At 31.8% G+C, this 20,262-nt stretch carries 21 protein-coding genes; 14 read left to right on the top strand and 7 right to left on the bottom strand.

Annotation, left to right across the window (positions count from 1 at the left end; genetic code table 11):
• Window positions 1-44 precede the first annotated feature (44 nt).
• From ABD940_RS22165 to ABD940_RS22150, 4 genes are all read left to right on the top strand, one after another.
• Window positions 45-476 (top strand): ribonuclease E inhibitor RraB, encoded by a 432-nt coding sequence (locus tag ABD940_RS22165; RefSeq protein WP_345208630.1) that lies wholly within the window; start codon window positions 45-47, stop codon window positions 474-476.
• 94 nt (window positions 477-570) lie between these two features.
• Complete coding sequence (locus tag ABD940_RS22160) at window positions 571-2,628, top strand: T9SS type B sorting domain-containing protein (protein WP_345208628.1); 2,058 nt, start codon at window positions 571-573, stop codon at window positions 2,626-2,628.
• 142 nt (window positions 2,629-2,770) lie between these two features.
• On the top strand, window positions 2,771-3,997 hold the full coding sequence (locus ABD940_RS22155) for a serine hydrolase domain-containing protein (RefSeq protein ID WP_345208626.1): 1,227 nt from the start codon (window positions 2,771-2,773) through the stop codon (window positions 3,995-3,997).
• A gap of 54 nt (window positions 3,998-4,051) precedes the next feature.
• Window positions 4,052-4,921, top strand: a complete 870-nt coding sequence (locus ABD940_RS22150) for a hypothetical protein (RefSeq protein WP_345208624.1) — start codon at window positions 4,052-4,054, stop codon at window positions 4,919-4,921.
• A 25-nt stretch (window positions 4,922-4,946) separates the two neighbouring features.
• On the opposite strand, the gene ABD940_RS22145 is transcribed toward ABD940_RS22150, so the two are convergent.
• On the bottom strand, window positions 4,947-5,300 hold the full coding sequence (locus ABD940_RS22145) for a winged helix-turn-helix transcriptional regulator (protein ID WP_345208622.1): 354 nt from the start codon (window positions 5,298-5,300) through the stop codon (window positions 4,947-4,949).
• A gap of 117 nt (window positions 5,301-5,417) precedes the next feature.
• Between ABD940_RS22145 and ABD940_RS22140 the strand changes: the two genes are divergently transcribed.
• Both ABD940_RS22140 and ABD940_RS22135 read left to right on the top strand, forming a co-directional pair.
• A complete protein-coding gene (locus tag ABD940_RS22140) occupies window positions 5,418-6,173 on the top strand; it encodes an SDR family NAD(P)-dependent oxidoreductase (protein WP_345208621.1) in 756 nt (251 codons plus the stop codon).
• 221 nt (window positions 6,174-6,394) lie between these two features.
• Window positions 6,395-8,548 carry an NHL repeat-containing protein gene (locus ABD940_RS22135; protein WP_345208620.1) on the top strand — a complete coding sequence of 718 codons (2,154 nt, stop codon included), beginning with the start codon at window positions 6,395-6,397 and terminating at the stop codon, window positions 8,546-8,548.
• 66 nt (window positions 8,549-8,614) lie between these two features.
• Here the strand turns inward: ABD940_RS22135 and ABD940_RS22130 are convergent, their stop codons facing one another.
• On the bottom strand, window positions 8,615-9,295 hold the full coding sequence (locus ABD940_RS22130) for an XRE family transcriptional regulator (RefSeq protein WP_345208618.1): 681 nt from the start codon (window positions 9,293-9,295) through the stop codon (window positions 8,615-8,617).
• Between the two features lie 417 nt (window positions 9,296-9,712).
• Between ABD940_RS22130 and ABD940_RS22125 the strand changes: the two genes are divergently transcribed.
• From ABD940_RS22125 to ABD940_RS22095, 7 genes are all read left to right on the top strand, one after another.
• The gene (locus tag ABD940_RS22125; protein ID WP_345208616.1) at window positions 9,713-10,579 is read left to right on the top strand and encodes a DMT family transporter; all 867 of its coding nucleotides are present in this window, start codon (window positions 9,713-9,715) and stop codon (window positions 10,577-10,579) included.
• A gap of 158 nt (window positions 10,580-10,737) precedes the next feature.
• Window positions 10,738-11,061 carry an ArsR/SmtB family transcription factor gene (locus tag ABD940_RS22120; protein ID WP_345208614.1) on the top strand — a complete coding sequence of 108 codons (324 nt, stop codon included), beginning with the start codon at window positions 10,738-10,740 and terminating at the stop codon, window positions 11,059-11,061.
• Between the two features lie 4 nt (window positions 11,062-11,065).
• Window positions 11,066-11,542: an SRPBCC family protein gene (locus ABD940_RS22115; RefSeq protein ID WP_345208612.1), complete on the top strand. Its 477-nt coding sequence runs from the start codon at window positions 11,066-11,068 to the stop codon at window positions 11,540-11,542.
• A 62-nt stretch (window positions 11,543-11,604) separates the two neighbouring features.
• Window positions 11,605-12,183 (top strand): YdeI/OmpD-associated family protein, encoded by a 579-nt coding sequence (locus ABD940_RS22110; RefSeq protein WP_345208610.1) that lies wholly within the window; start codon window positions 11,605-11,607, stop codon window positions 12,181-12,183.
• A gap of 19 nt (window positions 12,184-12,202) precedes the next feature.
• Window positions 12,203-12,598, top strand: a complete 396-nt coding sequence (locus tag ABD940_RS22105) for a DoxX family protein (protein ID WP_345208608.1) — start codon at window positions 12,203-12,205, stop codon at window positions 12,596-12,598.
• A 16-nt stretch (window positions 12,599-12,614) separates the two neighbouring features.
• Window positions 12,615-13,169 carry a DUF4256 domain-containing protein gene (locus tag ABD940_RS22100; protein ID WP_345208606.1) on the top strand — a complete coding sequence of 185 codons (555 nt, stop codon included), beginning with the start codon at window positions 12,615-12,617 and terminating at the stop codon, window positions 13,167-13,169.
• Window positions 13,170-13,296: 127 nt separating this feature from the next.
• Window positions 13,297-13,797 carry a hypothetical protein gene (locus tag ABD940_RS22095; protein WP_345208604.1) on the top strand — a complete coding sequence of 167 codons (501 nt, stop codon included), beginning with the start codon at window positions 13,297-13,299 and terminating at the stop codon, window positions 13,795-13,797.
• Between the two features lie 57 nt (window positions 13,798-13,854).
• Here the strand turns inward: ABD940_RS22095 and ABD940_RS22090 are convergent, their stop codons facing one another.
• Window positions 13,855-14,886: a threonine aldolase family protein gene (locus ABD940_RS22090; protein WP_345208602.1), complete on the bottom strand. Its 1,032-nt coding sequence runs from the start codon at window positions 14,884-14,886 to the stop codon at window positions 13,855-13,857.
• 85 nt (window positions 14,887-14,971) lie between these two features.
• Between ABD940_RS22090 and ABD940_RS22085 the strand changes: the two genes are divergently transcribed.
• Window positions 14,972-15,625, top strand: coding sequence for a metal-dependent transcriptional regulator (locus ABD940_RS22085; RefSeq protein ID WP_345208600.1), 654 nt, complete (start codon window positions 14,972-14,974; stop codon window positions 15,623-15,625).
• Window positions 15,626-15,756: 131 nt separating this feature from the next.
• On the opposite strand, the gene ABD940_RS22080 is transcribed toward ABD940_RS22085, so the two are convergent.
• The 4 genes from ABD940_RS22080 to ABD940_RS22065 all read right to left on the bottom strand — a co-directional run bounded on the left by ABD940_RS22080 (window position 15,757) and on the right by ABD940_RS22065 (window position 20,176).
• The gene (locus ABD940_RS22080; RefSeq protein WP_345208598.1) at window positions 15,757-16,932 is read right to left on the bottom strand and encodes an aminotransferase class V-fold PLP-dependent enzyme; all 1,176 of its coding nucleotides are present in this window, start codon (window positions 16,930-16,932) and stop codon (window positions 15,757-15,759) included.
• A gap of 185 nt (window positions 16,933-17,117) precedes the next feature.
• Window positions 17,118-18,257, bottom strand: coding sequence for a hypothetical protein (locus ABD940_RS22075; RefSeq protein WP_345208596.1), 1,140 nt, complete (start codon window positions 18,255-18,257; stop codon window positions 17,118-17,120).
• Between the two features lie 13 nt (window positions 18,258-18,270).
• On the bottom strand, window positions 18,271-19,179 hold the full coding sequence (locus ABD940_RS22070; RefSeq protein ID WP_345208594.1) for a TssN family type VI secretion system protein: 909 nt from the start codon (window positions 19,177-19,179) through the stop codon (window positions 18,271-18,273).
• A 55-nt stretch (window positions 19,180-19,234) separates the two neighbouring features.
• Window positions 19,235-20,176 (bottom strand): type VI secretion system baseplate subunit TssG, encoded by a 942-nt coding sequence (locus ABD940_RS22065; protein WP_345208592.1) that lies wholly within the window; start codon window positions 20,174-20,176, stop codon window positions 19,235-19,237.
• Window positions 20,177-20,262 lie beyond the last annotated feature (86 nt).

The raw sequence follows: 20,262 nt of genomic DNA, 5'->3' as shown, positions 1-20,262 counted from the left end.
ATGAGAACTGAAGGCTGCATTTTTTACTTGTATAAAAACTAATTATGATTAAATTTTTAAAACAAATATTAAGCTTTTGGATTGCTAGAGATAAAGATTCTGTTTTTAGTACACAACAAAACGGGATCAATCTAAACCAACAGATCCAGATAATGAAATTATTCAGTGTAAGATATTTAATGAAACTTAATAAGTTTAACAATGATCCCGAAATCCCCAGAGAAGTTGTTCATTATTTTCACTTTAAGAGAAATATAAATGTTGAAAAATTCAAAGAGCAGATTCGAAAAGAAATAGATTACATCATTATAGAAAATTTTGTCATACAGGGAATGCCGGAACTCATTGGTTTTAAAATTGGCAGTATGGAAACTCTGGACAAGCAGAATGTTGAAAAATTCACCAAAATCCTTTGCAAGATTGCAGTAAATCATAATGGAGAATATAGGTGTTGGGAAACATTTCCGGTAGTATAATTTATATCCATGTAAGGAAAATTCTTTCATAAAAAAGAATAAAATTTAACTATTAACCAAACAGTTATAAACTCAAATTTTCAAAAAAATTAACATGAAAAAAATTCTAATCCTATTCATATTATTTGCACAGATGTATTATTCGCAGTCCGATTGTTCATCGGCTATTACAATCTGTGGAAATTCACCCATATCATATACACCATCAGGACACGGGAATGATAATGAGCACCTTGGAGGCTGCCTGTTTAGTGAGCATTATTCAGTTTGGTATAGATTTTCGGTTGCTTCAGCCGGGACTTTAACATTTCTAATTAATCCAAATGTTTCTACCGATTATGATTTTGCGGTGTATAAAGGATCATCATGTCCGGTTTCAGAAGATCCCATAAGATGTTCTTTTGCAGGAGGTGGAAATCCTACAGGATTGGATATGACTTCAACAGATTTATCCGAAGGGGCTTCAGGAAATGGCTTTGTAAGATACCTGGATGTTTTGCCGGGTGAAACATACTTATTAATTATTGATAATTATAATTCAAACCTGAATGGATTTTCAATGACTTGGGGCGGAACAGCTATTTTAGCTTCTCCTTTTAATGATCCAAATTTAGCTACCCATCCTTTCATTCCACCAGGTCAACCTTCTTTAAGTCCTTCTTCACCAAATGAGATCTTAATATGCAATGCTCCTCCTATAACTTTTGATTTTGACACTCTCACATCAGGAATTATTAATGGAAATCTAAATTTTACTGTTACTTATCATAATAATCCCAATGATGCACTGACTGGAAATAATCCTATTTCGGGTACTTATGTGATAGACCCTACAATTATTTATTATTATTCGATACATTACCAAGATCCTTTAGATCCTGATAATCTTATAAATAGTTGCAGAGAGATAGGCACTTTCAAATTTATTAACAAGATTTCTATAAACAATACCTCAATTTATGCATGCAATAACTATAATTCTAATTCAGCCATTTTTGATTTAACGACTGCCAATGTAAGTACAACCCCAAATATTGTAAAAAAATATTATCCTACACTCGCAGATCTTAATGCTAATACGAATGAGATCATCAATCCAACAGCATATATTTCATCTCAAACAACTGTATTTGTAAAAATAACTACTGCAGATGGATGTACAGATCATGCAAAAATCGATCTCTTATTTTATCCGCCTATACCACTTAATGAAGCTAAAATCGAAAAATGTACTATTGATCCTAATATGACAACAGCTACGTTTGATCTTACATCCGCAACAATAAGTACTCAAACCAACTTAATAAAAAAATATTATCACTCTTATAACGATGCCGCAATGGGCATCAATGAAATCATAAATCCTTCTCAATATCTTTCTTCAAATGGAGAAGTGTACGTAAGGGTTAAAAATGGGAACGGGTGCTATGCCATTACTAAAATCATATTAATAGTTTTGCGTCCACAAAGCTCCCCTAATCTTGAAAGCAAGATAATTTGCATGAATGATAAAACCACACTAAACGCAGGATCAGGCTTCGATGAATATCTATGGAGTACAGGAGAGACAACTCCTATTATTAATGTGGGTCCCGGAACTTATTGGGTAAAATTAAAAATCAGAGAATGCCAGACTGAAAAGAATGTTAAAATATATGCAGCAGAATATCCCGTTATTAAGAATATTAAAATAGACAATAACACTATTACAATATATGTAATCGGAGGAACACTACCTTATCAATATTCATTAAATAATATTAATTGGCAAAGCAGCAATGTTTTTAATAATGTTCCAAGAGGTGATGTAAAAATATATGTAAAGGACTTTTATAACTGCGAACCCGTAGAAGTAACAATAACAGTTCCGAATCTTATCAATGCGATTACACCGAACGGAGATAATATTAATGATTACATCGACTATTCTGCTTTAGCAAATAAAAAGAATTTGATATTTACAATTTATAACAGATATGGAAATAAGCTGTACGAAGCAGATAAAATAAGAAATTATAAATGGGATGGAACAGCTTTTGGAAAAAAAATTAATACCGACACATATTGGTACACCATCTCATGGAATGAAAATGATAAAAACAGCACTCAAATACAATATAACGGATGGATTCTGGTGAAAAATAGAGAATAATAATAGAATATTATAGAGTTAGTGATAATGCAGTCTTCTTTTTTGTTTAAATGAAGGCTGCATTTTTTAATACAAAATAATTATCACTAAAATCCTATATGTAATAAAAGCATCTCATTAGCTGTCATATAATAAACTCTACATGAAAAAAACACCATTATTAATACTCATTTCCAGTTTATCCATATTTTGTACTTCTAGAAAGAAAATAAGCTTGGACTCAAATAATATTACTAAGGAAATCAATAAAATTTACGCACAGAAAAAATTTAATGGATTTGCAGTTTCTGTTGTTGATGAAAATGGAACTTTATATCAAAAAGGATTTGGATTCTCCGATGTAGAATCTCAGAAAAAATATTCAGAAAACACGATTCAGAATATTGCTTCTATATCTAAAACTTTTGTCGGAATTGCTCTTTTAAAAGCTCAGGAATTAGGAAAATTAAATTTGGATGATCCTGTTGAAAAATATTTACCCTTTACAATTATTGCCAATCCGGATTTTCCAAATGAAAAAATAACAATCAGGCAATTAGCAACGCATACTTCTTCGATTTCTGACAACGAATATTATTTATCTAAAAATTATTTTCTTAAAGCTGATCAAAACTTACATGGTGCAAAACTAAATTTTGATGATGAACAGATTTTTAATCCTTCAGATTCTCTACTTTCAATGCAGGTTTTTCTTGAAAACACCTTAGCGGAAAACGGGAAGTGGAATAAAAACAGCTTTACCAATAAAAAACCCGGAGAGATCTATGAATACTCCAATGTAGGAACAACACTCGCTGCATTTATTGTAGAGCAGGCTACCGGAAAGAAGTTTAATGATTTTACGAAAGAATATATCTTAAAACCATTAAATATGAATGCTTCAGGTTGGAAATTTAAAGAGATAAATTTTTCCAATTATTCAAAACTTTATGAAAATCCCGAAACCGTCCTTCCTTTTTATGAATGCGCAACTTATCCTGATGGTGGTTTTATCACATCTGTTAATGATTTAAGCAAATATTTGACAGAATTAATAAAAGGCTATAACGGAAAAGGAAAAATCCTTTCTAAAGAAAGCTATAAAGAATATTTCAAACCACAACTTTCTGCATCAAATTTCATTGAAAGAAACAACAAAAATCCTTATAGTGAGTCTTATAATGTAGGAATCTTTATTGGTTTCGGCTATACAGGCTACATTGGTCATACAGGCGGAGATCCCGGAGTAATGTCGATGATGTTTTTTAATCCTAAAACCAATATAGGCAGAATTATGATTTTCAATACTAATTTTACAGATAAAGAGGGCAATGACGCATTTTATAATATTTGGAATATTTTGGAAAGTAATCCGAATTCAACAAAATAGCTTATTTAATAAATTATCTTACTTTAACGGACAAATTAAAATGATAACACAACTATGAAATTAATAGTAGTTTTCTTAACAATGGTTACTGTCAATATCATGGCTCAGAGCGAACAATTTTCTTTTCTTGGGAAATGGCAACTTATAGAATATCAAGGAAATGACGGAGCGAATGATTATACACAAAAAATTAAAAACGGTGAAGTTTTAACTTTTGAACATAATAATATAGTAAAAGACAGTTTAAACACCATCGGAAAATATCAATTTGTAGGAGACTATGAAACTTATGGAAAAAAGCTGGTTATTAATCTGAATAATCACCACGATTATTATCTTGCTCTCTTTAACAATAAATCTGACGATGTTTTATATCTTTTGCCAACAAATTCTCAATTTCAGTCTGTTTGTGATGAAGGCTGCAGTTATAAATATATAAGGTTGAAAGATGAAGCTAAAAAATCAGATCCGAAGCATACAATTGATGTTGCTGATGAAATAAATACTATTAAATATTATATTGAAAACATCAGTAAAAACAACAATCTTAAAATAATTAATGATAAAGATTCTAATCAGCACATTATAAAGTTTTATGAAGCAAGCGGAACTTTAGTTAAAATATCAGAATCAGAAAGTACTATATTAGAGTCAAATACAAGTCAGACTGATTACTATTTTAAAGATGACAATTTAGTTTACTTTACCGAAACAAAAACAAATTCCTCAAGAATGGGTGCGTGTGGAGCTATAAAAATTAATATATCTGCATTTTTTTATAACGAATCGCTTATAGGATCAGAAGTACAAAAAAGTACTTATTTTAATAGTTGTTATCCTGTAAAATTGGAAGAAGAAAATATTCTTGATCAGACAGATAAACTTAAACAACGTTTTAAGCAATTGATACAGCTCAAAAAATAAAATATAATATCATAAATCATTTAAATTAATTTCCAACAATTTCTTTTCTATGCTGAATTCCCCATTCCACAAGATTATTGATAAGAGTTTTAAGAGTTAAACCATGTGCAGTCAGTTCGTATTGCACAGTTACAGGTTGAGTATCCAAAACGGTTCTTTTGACAAGTTTATTGATTTCGAGTTCTTTTAATTCTTTGCTCAGCATTTTATTTGAAATCCCGTCAATGTCACTCAAAATATCCGAAAAACGACGTTTATTATAGTAACATATCGATGAAATGATCGATATTTTCCATTTCCCGCTCAATACATCCATAGAGTCCTGAACCGCCATCATTTCTTTTTTATGCTCTTTTTCTATGCGTGGTTTACATTCCATAAGTTACTTTCTTGTTACGTTGTTACTCCAAGGTTACTGTTACTTTTAGTTACAAAGTTACTAAAATAAATTTCCATGATATAACTTTGCATTACAAAATTTAAATAATTATCAGAAATGAGCAAGTTAGAAAATAAAGTAGCCTTAATAACAGGCGCTTCAAAAGGAATAGGAGCTGCAATTGCAAAACATTTTGCTGCAGAAGGTGCAAAAGTTGTCGTAAACTACGCGTCAAGCAAGGAAGGAGCCGACAAAGTTGTAAAAGAAATCACTGATAACGGCGGAACAGCAATTGCTGTTCAGGGAGATGTATCAAAAAAAGATGATGTCATCAGATTATTGGAAGAGACAAAAAATCAGTTTGGGGGATTGGATGTTTTGGTAAATAATGCCGGAATTTATGATTATTTGCCAATTGAAAACATTACTGAAGAGTCTTTTCATAATCAATTTAATATTAATGTTTTAGGATCTATTCTTACGATTCAGGAATCGATAAAACTGTTTGGCGAAAAAGGTGGAAACATTATCAACATTAGCTCTGGCGCAAGTAATTCACCACTTCCGACAGGTTCAGTTTATTCAGCTACAAAAACGGCTTTAGATGCTATTACAGTTGCTTTATCTAAAGAATTCAGCGGCAGAAATATCAGAATTAATTCTATTCTCCCAGGAATTGTTGAAACAGAAGGTTCTACCGCTGCAGGTTTTATTGGCAGTGAAGCGGAAGCTCAATTTGTTTCGAAAACACCACTTGGCAGAACAGGACAACCCGATGATATTGCGAAGGTTGCAGTATTTATTGCTTCTGATGATGCAGCTTGGATTACAGGAGAAAAACTTGCTGTTTCCGGCGGAGTTTATGGCTTTTAATCTTTTCAAATAAACTTATAAAAGTTTTTTTAGCTTCCTGATAAAGGGAGCTTTTTTTATTTTACACATAAATTAATTATTCTTAAAATTTTACTTCGTCCGTATTTCTACTTAATAAAAATCAATTCGTTATTACGAAATTTGACTAAAATAATTAACCAAATTAAGTCTTTAAATAAAACTGTTTAAACATTATTTAAATTCTAAAACATCTAATATTTATGTCAACAAAAAAAGTACAGTTCAGTGTTGAAGTGAATAATATGAAAATCACTTCAGGTAGTTTTCAGATCTTCGGGATCGTTGAGAATTTTGTGGGTGAAGTTAATCACAAAACTTCTTTTCAGGGAGATCGTTTCAACGCAGAAATTAAAGAAAATGAATCCGAATATTATTCAGTAACTGTTTGGATCAACGAATATACAATTGATAATGTTAAATATACGGTTCAGGATAAACCGCTAAGTTTACTTGCAACACTTTATTTACCAGATATTAATGAAAATAGCATTGTAAAAGTTACTCCGGAATCTTCCATCGCATCAATTTATACATTTACCAGAATGACTGCCGTAGATAATGACGGAACAGTACAAATGAAAGGTACAGAACGTAATATGAAAATTGCGTACGGAATGAAAAAGAATCTTTACAAAACCGAAGGTGGAATAGGAGACATGATCAGTACTTCTCCAAATGGCTTTGAGACAAACAGTTATCCTATGTTCAATTCGTTGTGTAATCTGTATTATTATTGCTTGACAAATCCTATTTGTAATACGAGAAAGCCTTTCTATGAACAATTTTTAAACTACGTTTGGCATGAATCGGATAAATCTAATCAGAATTTCCTTCAGGCAATAAGAAATATTTTATATGATCCTTTTACAAATGCAGGAAATATTTACCAAATGCTTGTCGGAATGGAAGAAATCTACAAAGATTCTTTGGTTTCAATGAAAAATGTAGCTGATGATAAAAAAGCACCAAACAACTGGACTTTAACATTAAAAAGCAATACTTCAGGAGCTAAAAATTTTATTCCAAGCGGTTCAGCTTTCGTAGTTTTCGACGCAGATGATAATGCGTGGATCGCCAATAATTTTCGTGCTGGTTCTGCAGATTCCGGAACGCATTGTCCTGTATATAAATATGATGCAACTCCTGCAGATTTTTCACCTGTACAAGGTGGCGGTTTATTGGGAGTAGCTTTTGGAGCTGCAGTAAGTCCTGATAAAAAGTATATTTCATTCGGAAATTTTGGGTGGGGACCGGAATTTAACAATCCTCAAGAGGGGAGTATATCACGTTTTTATTATAAGGATGGAAGACCGGTAAGTTCATCCAATGGCTTTACGTTGGGACTTTCGCGTGTTCAGGGGATGGAATATGATAATGACGGAAATCTCTGGATGGCTTCTGTCGGTTGTCAGGATCCTTTTGCACCATCAAAAACTGGAGTTTATCCTTTTGAAAGTGAGCCAAGTGCAGTTGTAGTTTATTTAAAACCTGAGGACGGAGACTTTGCCAAAGGTCCGACTCCTGAACTTACCTTAATCTGTAATGAATTTCCGGTAAAACAATCCGCAGATTCGGATCCGGTTGTTATGAAAACTCCTTATCTTAAAATATTTGATGTAATTCCTGATCATAAAGGAAATGCTTACGTTTCATGTATTGGCAATTATGATAAAGATATTCCTGAGAACTGTGCTTTTTCTGCAGTTTATAAAGTTGCAATCGAAGAGAATCAATTAGTGGTAAAAAATAGTTGGTTTAGTGATTATTCCGGAAGTGCGAACGGGCAACCTGGATATGAATCGCTTAGACAGGTCACAATTAATGGGGAAGGAGATGTAGTAGTAGTCGGTGTAAGCAGTAATCAGGCAACAGTACTAAGCCATGATCTTTCTGCGATTAAGGGATATTATGATGTGAATACTTATGCTCCGTGGGGAGTAAAAATTGATAAAAAGCAAACAGTTTTCCTCGCCAATTTCGGTCATGAAACAGATTTTAAAGACAATCCAACACTTGATATGCAAGGATCTTTTGGAGTTACAATGCTTCGTGAACCTTCAAAACCTGAAACAGCAATGCTTTTGACCGTTCCTACAGGCGGTTCTGAGGTTACTTTAGCAAATGGACATCCACTTTATGGAACGCAACAAAAACCAAAATTGAATCAATCAAGACATGAAGCTGTACAAATGCATTGTTATCAACCAATTATGCGATTAACATCAACAAATATAGATGGAGCCGGAAATCTTTGGTGTATGAACAACTGGAAACCTTCAGCTTTAGTAGACGTATTAGATAATCCCGGTGGTGACGGTGTTGTTATTTTCCTTGGAATTGCACAACCCGAATAAATTATATAAAAATCCGAAGACAAATTTCATCTTCGGATTTTTTATTTTGAAATTCTTTTAAACCAATTAAAAATCTTCAGGAAAAATTCCTGTTGCATATTGCCATACTTCAACAATTTCACCAAAAGGAATATCGTAAGGTTCATAAAATGTATTATCAGCAGAAACCGTGATAGAATTTTTATTTTTAGCTTTTAGACGTTTGTACGTAATACCATCATTTAAAGTAATAAAAACATAGGTATTTCCAGATTTCAAATCATTAATTCCTTCCATATATTTTCCGATAATAAATGATCCATCTTTAAACGGTGGCATAGAATCTCCATCCGCAGGAAACGCACGGAATTTTCCGTTTTTCAGAAAAGGTAAAGAAATTCTCTGAAGGCTCTCAATATAATCGGGATCGCTATAACCTGTTAAATAGCCCATAGAAGCTTTCTGAGAAACTATTTCGATACTTTCATTTCCATTTTGATCTATAACAACCGGAAGTACAATTCTGTTATCCGGAAGCTTCAGCATATCTTCCAAAGAATGTTTCTTTAAATCAATTGATAATAAAAGATCAATACTTACATGAAATATTTTGGAAATTCTGATCAATACATCTACAGGAGGTTTAGATTTTCCGTTTTCATAAGAGCTGTATCGCGAAGAAGTGATCTGTATTTGTTCGGACAATTCGCGTTGGGTTTTTCCTAATTTACCTCGCAAAAGCCTGATGTTTTCTGAAAAAATTGACATTATAAAAAATTAGAACAGTAAAAGTACAAATAGTTTTGAGGATATAGCAAATTTAATGACTGTTGTGGATAAAAAGTACGATATCAATTATCAATATAAAGATGCTGAAACATTGTTTTAGTGAAAATTTCAGTTTACAATAATAATTACAATTTAACATAATATAAATTATAGGACTTTTAATTTCCGAAAACAAAAGAAAGAGTATCTTGCTATTTCCAGACTCTTTTTCTATATTTGTTTCAATTCAAAATAAATATGAATCTAGCAAGCTGTATCTCCCCACCAGTAATTTAATATTTTCAAATTCCGATTTGAAGTATTTTCATGCCAATAAATTTTATTGGTTATAATTTTTTATGCTTCAGATTTTGATTAAATATTAATTACTAATCTTTTTATACAGTTCATTTTCAAATGAAAAAATCATATTTATTATTACATCTGGCCGTAATCTTGGCTGGATTTACAGGTATATTCGGAAAATTAATTTCTCTTAATGAAGGTCTTTTGGTTTGGTACCGACTTTTATTTTCCTCAATCATTTTATTTGTTATTTTAAAATTGCTGAAAATCCGCTGTACGATTTCAACTCAGGAAAAACTCCGTATATCAAAAGTTGGACTGCTAATTACTATGCATTGGATTTTCTTTTACGCAAGTATTAAATACTCAAACATTTCCATTGGCGTAGTTTGTTACTGTCTTACAAGTTTTTTCACTGCGATTTTCAAACCTTTGATTGATAAGGAAAAATTTAAACTCTCAGAATTATTACTTAGTGTTTTGACACTTTTAGGAATCAGTTTGATTTTCCATTTTGATACCTCTTATCAATTAGGAATTTGTTTAGGCGTGATTTCATCAGCTTTTGGTGCACTTTATACAATTTATAACAATCGTTTGGTTCAACATTTTGACAGTAAAATCATTAACTACTATCAAATGATTGCCGGAACCTTTGTTTTAGGGCTTTCTATGCCCATTTATCTGCATTTTTTTCCTTCAGAACGCATAGTTCCTGATTTAAAAGATATGGGATATTTGACGTTTTTAGCTTCGTTTTGTACTGTAGGTCTGTATGTTGCATTTGCTGAAGTTTTGAGAAAAATTCCAGCATTTACCGTGAATTTAACCTTTAATTTAGAGCCAATTTATGCAATCATCATGGCATTTTTATTCTTTGATGAAAGTAAAGAAGTTAATATTTATTTTTATATAGGACTCTCATTTATAATTACTTCTGTAGTTTTACAAACCTTAATTTCAATCAGAAAGAAATAATTTTTCAAATAGCTTACACGACTTTATACAAGTATTATCTTAAAATAAGTATAAAGTCGTGTTTCTCTTCTGTTCATACTCGAAATATATAAATTTTAATAAAAATAATTTGCGTAGTCAAATAACTTCATTTAAATTTGTAGTTAAATAACTACATAATGAATTTAAGACGAGATGTATTTCAGGCAATTTCAGATCCTACCAGAAGATCAATATTAATGTTGGTTGCGGCACAATCTATGACTGCAGGTGCAATTGCCTCAAATTTTGATACAGCCAGACCCACTGTTTCAAAGCATCTTCAGATCCTTACAGAATGTGAATTATTGAAATCTGAGCAAAATGGTCGGGAAATTATTTACCATTTAAATCCATTAAAAATGAAAGAAATTGCAGATTTTATTGAGCCTTTCCGGAAAATGTGGGACGACAGATTCAACAAACTGGAAGATATTATGAAAAATTACCAATCGAAAAAATAAAAATATGGAACTAAAAACAAAAATACATGCTGAAGATGGAAAACAGGAAATTTTCATTATAAGAGAATTTGATCTTCCTGTCGAATTTCTTTTCAAAGCCTACACAGAAGCTGAGCTTTTTGAACAATGGATGGGAACAAAAGTTACAAAATTTGAAAATAAACAGCATGGAAGCTACCGTTTTGAAACTTCAAATCCTCAAGGAGAAGTCGTTTTCAGCGCCAATGGAACGATCCACGAGATTGTTCAGAATGAAAAAATTACAAGAACTTTCCAGATGGAAAATACACCTTTCCCGGTTCAGTTTGAGTTTTTAGAATTTGAAAAATTAACGGACGAAACAAGCAAAATTACTATTCAAACCATTTATAAATCTATAGACTTTAGAGATCAAATGTTAAAATTACCTTTTGCGCAAGGTATTAATATGGCTCACAATCGTTTACAGGAAATTATTCAGAAATTAGAAGCTGGAAATTAGATTTTAATAAAAATCGTTTCAAATATTACTCATTACCAATTACTTATTATTCATTTAAGCTTATGAATCCAAAAGTTGATTTCTTCTTTAATAAAGCCAAACAATGGCAAAAAGAATTTGAAAAATTAAGAGCAATCGCCCTTGAAACGGAACTTGTAGAAGATTTGAAATGGGGATGTCCTTGTTATACATATGAAGGGAAAAATATTTTCTTAATTCACGGTTTTAAAGAATATTGTGCACTACTCTTTTTCAAAGGTGCTTTGATGAAAGATCCGGAAAATATATTAATCCAGCAAACTGAAAATGTACAGGCTGCAAGGCAAATACGTTTTACAAATCTTCGACAAATCGTTGATTTAGAAAAAGTTATCAAATCTTACATGTTTGAAGCAGTTGAAGTTGAAGAATCCGGTGTAAAAGTTGAGATGAAGAAAACCAAAGAATTTGAAATACCGGAAGAGTTTCAGAAAAAATTGGACGAAAATTCTGAATTAAAAAAAGCTTTCGAAGCTTTGACACAAGGAAGACAGCGCGCTTACCTACTCTATTTTTCTTCCGCAAAACAATCCAAAACCAGAGAATCGAGAATTGAAAAATGCATTCCGGAAATTTTTAATGGAAAAGGTTTAAACGATTAAAATTTTAAATAATCAAAAAATGGAAACACAAAACAAATCACAGAAAAGAAACAAAATCATTTATTGGGTATTTACTCTTTGGATGTCTTTGGGAATGGTTTCGACAGCCATTGTTCAGCTTATGAAAAACAAAGATGAGCTTACCAATTTCACAAATTTAGGTTATCCTTCTTATTTAATGACCATTATTGGAATTTGGAAAATATTGGGCATTATCGCTGTTTTAATTCCAAAACTTCCGTTGATAAAAGAATGGGCTTATGCAGGATTTTTCTTCGTTATGTCGGGTGCGGTTATTTCGCATGTCATTGTTAATGATCCGATTGGTAGAATTTTACCTGCCGTTTTGTTACTTGCTTTAGTGATTATTTCTTGGTATTTTAGACCTTCCGACAGAAAAATTTCAAACCAATAATTAAACATAATTTGATATGAAAAAGATACTAACTTCAGATCAAACCGAAGAACTTTTAAAAGTTTTGAAAACCCGTTTTAAGAAAAATATGAATCGTCATAAAGGCTTAGATTGGGAAAAAATTCAATCAAAACTAGAGAAAAATCCTGAAAAACTATGGTCTTTGAACGAAATGGAAGAAACTGAAGGCGAGCCTGATGTAGTTAATTATGATAAAAATACTGATGAATATATTTTCTTCGACTGTTCTCTCGAAAGCCCGAAACGCAGAAGCTTGTGTTACGATTATCAAGCTTGGGAAGCCAGAAAAGCAAATAAACCAGAAAGTAATGTGATCGATAAAGCTTCAGAAATGGGCTTCGAGTTATTAACGGAAGATCAATATCGCCAACTTCAGGAATTAGGAAAATTTGATCTTAAAACTTCCAGTTGGATAAAAACTCCTTCAAACATTAGAGAATTGGGAGGTGCAATTTTCTGCGACCGTCGTTACAATAAGGTTTTTCTATATCACAATGGCGCCGATTCTTATTATGCAGCAAGAGGTTTTCGCGGTTGCCTGAAAGTGTAGAAAACAGAACTAAAAATCAATTAAACTTAAAAATTATACTTTATTTAAATTTATTTTGTTTTCATATAGAAATAGTATTGCTATTTTAGCATTATAGAAATTTGATTTAAATATAATAATTAAGGATATGAAAAAGTTGATTTTATTAACCTCATTATCAGTATTTCTGCTGAACTGTAATAAAAAAACGGAAGCTTCTGCTCCGAAAACTGAAGTTGATACGACTGTTTCTGCTGAGAAAGTTGTTGATACATTAGGTACAAAATCAATGTGTTACATGGGAGTAACAGGAAAAGATACTGTTTTTGTAAGTATTGATGATAATCTTGGAACAATTACAGGAAAAATGGCAACAAAAAACAGTGAAAAAGACAGTAATAAAGGTGATTTAAGTGGTTTTAAATCCGGAGATACTCTAAAATTGACTTATGAATTCGCAGCAGAAGGTACAACAGGAAACAAAAACGATATCTATTTTATTCAGACCAAAGATGGTTTAAGTGAAGGTATCGGTGAAAGAGATGCCGAAACAGGAACTAAATACGCCAATGAAAGCAAAATTAAATATGCAGGCGGAAGAAATCTGAAAGTAGCTGATTGTAATACTGTTGCAAAAGCTCTTAAATAAATTCAAAGATTAAGAAAAATAAAAAACAGCCTATAATCAGGCTGTTTTTGTTTTAAATTATAATTCGTTTTTAAGAATTTCTATAAAATCATTCACAGGTTTATCATCTGTGTTCCAGGAAGTAATGAGACGAATGGCTGAAAAGTTTCCGTCAATCTTTTTCCAGACGTAAAACTCAAATTTTTCTGATAGCTTTTCTATTAAATCATTATTTAAAATCGGGAAAATCTGATTAGTATAAGTATCTGAAAGAAAATGTACTCCCTTTTCTTTCATGGCATTTTTAATCTTCATTGCCTGTTGATTTGCATGTTTTGCCAAATCGAAATACAAATCATTTTTCATCAATTCCAAAAACTGGATTCCTAATAATCTTCCTTTTGCTAACAATGCACCTTTTTGTTTAATATTAAATGCAAAATCCTGTTGAAGTTCCTGATTATTAATGACGATTGCTTCACCGATCAATGCTCCGTTCTTAGTTCCGCCAAGATAAAAAATATCAGTTAATTCCGCGACTTTTTCTAAAGTTAAATCGCTGATTTCAGAAGTTAAACCATGTCCCATTCTCGCTCCATCCATGAAAAGATAAAGTTTATTTTCTTTGCAAAATTTAGAAAGATCTTCTAGTTCATTCAAAGTATAAATTGTTCCTAATTCTGTTGAATTTGAGATATAAACCAATTTTGGCATTACCTGATGCGGAACATTTCTATGGTTTTCCAATACGTGAACGATATCTTCAGGAGCCAGTTTCCCGTCCTGCTTTTCTATACTTAAAATTTTATGTCCTGTTGCTTCAATTGCTCCCGTTTCATTATTTAAAATATGTCCGCTTGCAGCAGAAATTGCACATTGGTAAGGTCTTAAAACCGAAGAAATTACAATTAAATTTGCCTGAGTTCCGCCCGAGACAAAATAGATTTCCGAATTGGGATTTTTAATCTTTTCTTTGATTAATTCTTTGGCTTGTAAAGAATATTCATCTTCTCCGTAACCAGCCTGTTGATCAAGATTATGCTCTAAAAGTGCCTGCAAAATTGCAGGATGACAACCTTCCGAATAGTCGTTTTTGAATGAAAATTTCATAGAGTAAAATTAAAAAAAGTTCATCTAACAAGCATAAATAATTAATAATATTTTGTTAGATTTGTAATGAAAATCATCTAACATTTTGAGAACAACATTAACAGAAGAAAATTATCTGAAGGCTTTGTTTCACTTAGTTGACAATGAGGGAAAGGTGACAATTAACGAATTAAGCAAATTTTTAAATGTAAAAATGCCAAGCGTTAATAATATGATGAAGAAATTTGCAGACAAAAGCTGGGTGATTTACGAAACTTATAAACCTTTGATTGTCACGGAAAAAGGAAGAAAAGAAGCGGCTTTGGTTGTGAGAAAACATAGACTTACCGAAATGTTTTTAGTTAAAAAAATGAATTTTGGTTGGGAAAATGTACATGAAATTGCAGAACAACTGGAGCACGTCCATTCTACTATTTTCTTTGATAAAATGGATGAAATTCTTGATTATCCGAAGTTTGATCCGCACGGAGAACCGATTCCTGATAAAGAAGGAAATATTATTGCTCAGGATTTACAAAGATTAAGCAACTGCGGAGTTGGCGAAACTGTTATTTTTGCTTCTGTAACGCTTTCTGATGATGCTTTCCTGAATTATTTAACTGAAAGAAAACTACTCTTAAATACCAAAATCAAAATTATTAAAATTGAAAATTTTGACAAATCCGTAACTGTAGAAGTTGATGGAAAACGGGAAGTTTTGAGTAGAAAAGCTACTGAAAAAATATTGGTTAAAAAATAATTTTTGAACTATTAAAATATTAAGTTTATTCAGGTGCTTCGACAAACTCAGCATGACATCGCTATAAAATAACGGGTAGTATTAGAAATGTCATGCTAAGCCCCCGTCGAAGCATTTAAACTTTTGAATTATTATAAACTATTCTTCAAAATCTCGGAAACTTTTTCAATTTCTTCTATTGTGTTGAAATAATGTGGCGACAATCTTACAATTCCATTAATATTTTTATTTGTAAAATCAATTAAAGCGGAATTTTTATACGTCACAGAAAAGAAAATATTATTGTTTTTGAGAACTTTTTGAATATTTTCTAGATCTCCATCCGGACCGCAAAAAGTAACGATACTACTCAAATTATTTCCCTGATCCCAAACTTTGAAACCGATATTTTTAAGATTTCTTCTTAATTTTTGGGATAACTTTTTGTTATAATCTTCGATATTCTTCATTCCAACAGCATTTGCATATTTTGTAGCTTGCATTAATCCCATTAAAGACGCATAAGAAATTTCCCAATGCTCGAATCTTTTTGCTGTTTTAAATAATTCATAATCATCAAATTCCGTCCAGTTTGCACCTCTCATATCCAATAATAATGGCGCATAATTTTGGTCTAATACTTTATCCGAAACATATAAAAAACCTGTTCCTCTTGGTCCTCTCATGAATTTTCTCCCCGTTGCAGTTAAGAAATCACAGCCTATTTTTTCAACATCTACAACCATTTGACCGACTGATTGACATGCATCCACCAAATACAAAACGTCATATTGCTTACAGATTTTTCCGACAGCTTCAACATTTTGAATCAATCCGGAATTTGTCGGAATATGAGTGACAGCAATTAATTTTGGATTATATTCTTTAATTAAATTTTCCAAATCTTCCAGATCTAATTCGTTATCTGAAAGATTTTTCGTTCTTATAACTTTTACATTTAATTTTTTCTGTAACGAAATAAATACAATCTGATTGGAAATATAATCATCAACTGTCGTAATAATTACATCTCCTTCTTTAAAAATAATACTTGACAAAGCTTTTGCATACGCATCCGTCGCACTTGTAGCAAAAGCAATATTGGAAGATTTACAATTGATAAGTTTCGCCGTTTCGTCATAAAATTCTTCCAACACTTCTGCATTTACATTGGCAACTTCATATCCTCCCACTTGTTCTTCAAGCTCAACATAATCTATCATAGAATCTACAACTATTGATGGCATTAATGATGATCCTGCGTTATTTAAAAATATTTTTCCATCTGATAATCCTCTGATGTCTTGTCTTATTTTATCTAATTTCATTTTTTATTTATTATTTTTTTTATTCTTTAACTTAATGTTCTGTCATTTTGATGAAGGAAGAATTTATTATTCTTTATATAAGTTTCCTCCGGAATGACAAAATACATAGATTCTAAGTTAAACAATTTTACACAAAAAATCCCGAAATTTTAATATCGGGATTCATATTTTAAGTTGAATTTTCATTAATCTAAAACACTCCAACCTCTTTTTGGATTGCTATTGTTTGAAACTTCCTGCTCATTAACAATGATATTTTCTTTTCTCTGACCGATGTAATCCAGTTCGCTCAGTTTAGCGAAAATCGTTTCCAGACTTCTCAACATTTGCTGGATATATAAAAACGGTTCACCACAATTATGATGATCATAGTTTGTTTCTGCAACAATAGAAAGCTGATTTAATAAAGTATGAGGAGCAATTTCACTCCATTCTAAACTGTAATTTAACATTTCTTCCAATTCTGCAGGAACTAATACCTGAGTTGCATTATACATACGAAGCGCCAGTTTTGCGAAAGATTCAATTAAAAATACAGGCGGTTGATAAGGCGTAATATTTCTAAACTGAAAATACATATCCCCAAAAGTTGTTACCATCGTATTACACAGAAATTTAACGTTCTGCGCTAAAGCCGTATTTTGATTCTTATGAGATGCTTTCTGAATGATCTTAAAAGCATACTGCTGTAAATTTCCAATAGATTTTGCGAAATTATTGTAATAATCCAACAACACAGGATGACTCTGAATTGATGTACACGGCGGAATAAAATTAGAATCAACTTGTGCAATGTTACCTTTTAAGTCTACTTTTCCGATGATTAAATAATTTCCCCCGGAATAACTGCTGTTCAAAGATGTTACAGGCAATAACTCAATATGATGATTCGATTGTGTATTCGGATGACGTGGCGGAATTTCTTCAGGATCAATATCTCCAAAAGGAACTTTATCGAACGGATTGACTGAAATTAAAATATAATATTCTCCATCAGCTTGCTCTTCGTGCATAGATTTTGCTAAAGATTTTACGCTTACTCTCCTATCATTTAGTTCGATTCTGTAACCTGCCATTGTGATAGCGCTACAATGTTTTATAACTAACTGAACGTCATTTGTTGCCGTATTATGAACATCAAAAATCGTTCTGTCCGTAAACTCGTTTGAGATAGGTAAAAGTCCGTAATTATATGTAGTGATTCCCAATGAATTGGAATCTCTGATGGTATCAATTAAAAAATTATCCTGATCATTAAGATGTCTCTGGGAAACCTTCATCCCGTCAACCCAATTGATTGCAAAATGCTTAATAGGCTGTATCATATTCAATATTTTTTTAAACTGTGTTTGGTTTTCTTATTCCTTCTTCCTCATGCTGGATTACTCTTTTGCAGATTACAACATCATTTTCGGCAATGTTGTTCTGCATAATATCCTGATCAAAATCTATATATTTTCTAAAACTGAAAAATGACTTTTTGGTGTAAAAAATCCAGTAATAAGACTCTTTCGTTTCATCCGAAAGATGAATAATAGAATTGGGGTTTTTATGGTTATAATCGTCAACAACTCTGTAGAACCAATCTCCGAAAGTCACTCCCGTCGGAAGTGTTTTAGCTTTAATTCTGAATCTATTGGCATCTTCTAAATTTTTGCTTAACTCAACATTCAATACCATCAATCTATCAAAATCCGCGCCTTCGAAATCAGGAAGTTTTTGTTCCGGCGAATATCTCCATGTCTTGTAAATATCTACAGGAATGCTGATCAACTGAACATAACAGTAATGAAAAACTAAGGGAACCAAAAAGATAAACATACTTGTTGCAGCCATGATCGGATAACCTGTCCCTCTACTCATCCAATTGAAAATCAGATAAAAAAGATAACCTCCCGCTACAATACAAGTCAATGAAAGAATAGATTCAAATAAAATGCTTTTTGTAGTCGAAGTAAAATGCTTTTTAAAGTATTTATCTGATAAATTAACGTGAATAATACCCAAAATAAGATAAATAATCTGAGCAATAAGATACCAGTACGGATTAAAAAGATTTCCAGCAAAACCGAAAATCCCCGGAATTGCAAGGCACAAGCTGCACAACAGAACATATATAATGATGGTTTTAATCTTAATGGCAGGTTTATTTCTTCTGATAATTCCTAAAATTACCATCATGATTACTGCAAATAAAGGCATTAAAATATACCTTAAAAAGATCCCTTTAACTGAAGAAATTTCCATTTGTCTTTTTCGAATTAATATTTTTCTTGGTGATTGTAAATATAGTTAAAAATTTTCACAGGAATGTAGAATAACCGAGCCTGTTCGCATTTCTTTCATCATCTTCCAGAGCGAAAGAATATTCTTTCTTTTCTGTGATAAAATTTTCTTCAACATCCGCATTTACAGGTAAAAAATAATCATATAAAGTTTTAAGAACTTTTCGGAACGGGCTTCCGTCGATATATTTTTTCATATCAGAGTAAGGAATCGGTCCGATATTTACGACCCAATTTCTTTGCCCGTCAAGATGTCTTCCGCTCGGAATGTACGTTACACCTAATCTGGAATTTCCTAAAAGCATAGAATCGTCATCGTCTTCTACTCCATCAATTACATTCGGGGCAAAAGTCACTTTTACAGGAACTTGCAGGAAAGCGGTCATACATCTTTCAAACCAGGTTTTATCCCCTCTTATTTGATGAAAAAATGGTAAAATGTAAATAAAAATATAAGCATTCTGTTTGTCAAGCATGTTGATTAGAGGCCAAAGTTCACTCATTGTATCCAGTAAAGCATCTGTATCACTTGAAATTTCAAAATCAGATTCTTTCAGCAAGGCGCTGATTTCAGTGAAAAAGATTTCCAGTTCAAAAGGTCGGAAAAATTTTCTGGCGTCTTCTTCTACTCTTTTCTGTTTACGGATTTCCCTTACAACAGTTTCAACATTTTTTCTTGAAGCGCCCAATGACGGCGGATGAAAAAGACCTTCAGGAAGATAATCATAAATACCTTCTCTGTACGTTTCTATCGTGAAAACCTCTTCGTCAAAACCTAGATAGTTGCTCGAAATACTTTTAATATCCTTTAAATAAGCACGATCATTAATCCCGATTCTGTCAATAAAAATATTGCTTACCGCTCTGTGATATTTCAAAAGATTCACTGCCACAGCTTCCGCTTTGAAATCTGTCTGCAGTTTATTGTAATTCATGTCTACAATATTATTCTCATACATGGTATTTGCTGTGATTTTGGCTTGTAAAAATAGTATATCTCAAATTATTGAAAAAATATTTTTCGATTAATTTTATTCTAAAAATA

Source organism: Chryseobacterium ginsengisoli (assembly GCF_039542325.1).
Taxonomy (GTDB): Bacteria; Bacteroidota; Bacteroidia; order Flavobacteriales; family Weeksellaceae; genus Chryseobacterium; species Chryseobacterium ginsengisoli.
Note: the sequence above shows the minus strand (reverse complement) of the source record. Positions and strands in the feature narration are given on the sequence as shown.

Bases quoted from the DNA above. Each gene is read 5' to 3' on its own strand.
- ABD940_RS22165 (WP_345208630.1), top strand. From the start codon at position 45: ATGATTAAATTTTTAAAACAAATATTAAGCTTTTGGATTGCTAGAGAT.
- ABD940_RS22160 (WP_345208628.1), top strand. From the start codon at position 571: ATGAAAAAAATTCTAATCCTATTCATATTATTTGCACAGATGTATTAT.
- ABD940_RS22155 (WP_345208626.1), top strand. From the start codon at position 2,771: ATGAAAAAAACACCATTATTAATACTCATTTCCAGTTTATCCATATTT.
- ABD940_RS22150 (WP_345208624.1), top strand. From the start codon at position 4,052: ATGAAATTAATAGTAGTTTTCTTAACAATGGTTACTGTCAATATCATG.
- ABD940_RS22145 (WP_345208622.1), bottom strand. From the start codon at position 5,300: ATGGAATGTAAACCACGCATAGAAAAAGAGCATAAAAAAGAAATGATG.
- ABD940_RS22140 (WP_345208621.1), top strand. From the start codon at position 5,418: ATGAGCAAGTTAGAAAATAAAGTAGCCTTAATAACAGGCGCTTCAAAA.
- ABD940_RS22135 (WP_345208620.1), top strand. From the start codon at position 6,395: ATGTCAACAAAAAAAGTACAGTTCAGTGTTGAAGTGAATAATATGAAA.
- ABD940_RS22130 (WP_345208618.1), bottom strand. From the start codon at position 9,295: ATGTCAATTTTTTCAGAAAACATCAGGCTTTTGCGAGGTAAATTAGGA.
- ABD940_RS22125 (WP_345208616.1), top strand. From the start codon at position 9,713: ATGAAAAAATCATATTTATTATTACATCTGGCCGTAATCTTGGCTGGA.
- ABD940_RS22120 (WP_345208614.1), top strand. From the start codon at position 10,738: ATGAATTTAAGACGAGATGTATTTCAGGCAATTTCAGATCCTACCAGA.
- ABD940_RS22115 (WP_345208612.1), top strand. From the start codon at position 11,066: ATGGAACTAAAAACAAAAATACATGCTGAAGATGGAAAACAGGAAATT.
- ABD940_RS22110 (WP_345208610.1), top strand. From the start codon at position 11,605: ATGAATCCAAAAGTTGATTTCTTCTTTAATAAAGCCAAACAATGGCAA.
- ABD940_RS22105 (WP_345208608.1), top strand. From the start codon at position 12,203: ATGGAAACACAAAACAAATCACAGAAAAGAAACAAAATCATTTATTGG.
- ABD940_RS22100 (WP_345208606.1), top strand. From the start codon at position 12,615: ATGAAAAAGATACTAACTTCAGATCAAACCGAAGAACTTTTAAAAGTT.
- ABD940_RS22095 (WP_345208604.1), top strand. From the start codon at position 13,297: ATGAAAAAGTTGATTTTATTAACCTCATTATCAGTATTTCTGCTGAAC.
- ABD940_RS22090 (WP_345208602.1), bottom strand. From the start codon at position 14,886: ATGAAATTTTCATTCAAAAACGACTATTCGGAAGGTTGTCATCCTGCA.
- ABD940_RS22080 (WP_345208598.1), bottom strand. From the start codon at position 16,932: ATGAAATTAGATAAAATAAGACAAGACATCAGAGGATTATCAGATGGA.
- ABD940_RS22075 (WP_345208596.1), bottom strand. From the start codon at position 18,257: ATGATACAGCCTATTAAGCATTTTGCAATCAATTGGGTTGACGGGATG.
- ABD940_RS22070 (WP_345208594.1), bottom strand. From the start codon at position 19,179: ATGGAAATTTCTTCAGTTAAAGGGATCTTTTTAAGGTATATTTTAATG.
- ABD940_RS22065 (WP_345208592.1), bottom strand. From the start codon at position 20,176: ATGTATGAGAATAATATTGTAGACATGAATTACAATAAACTGCAGACA.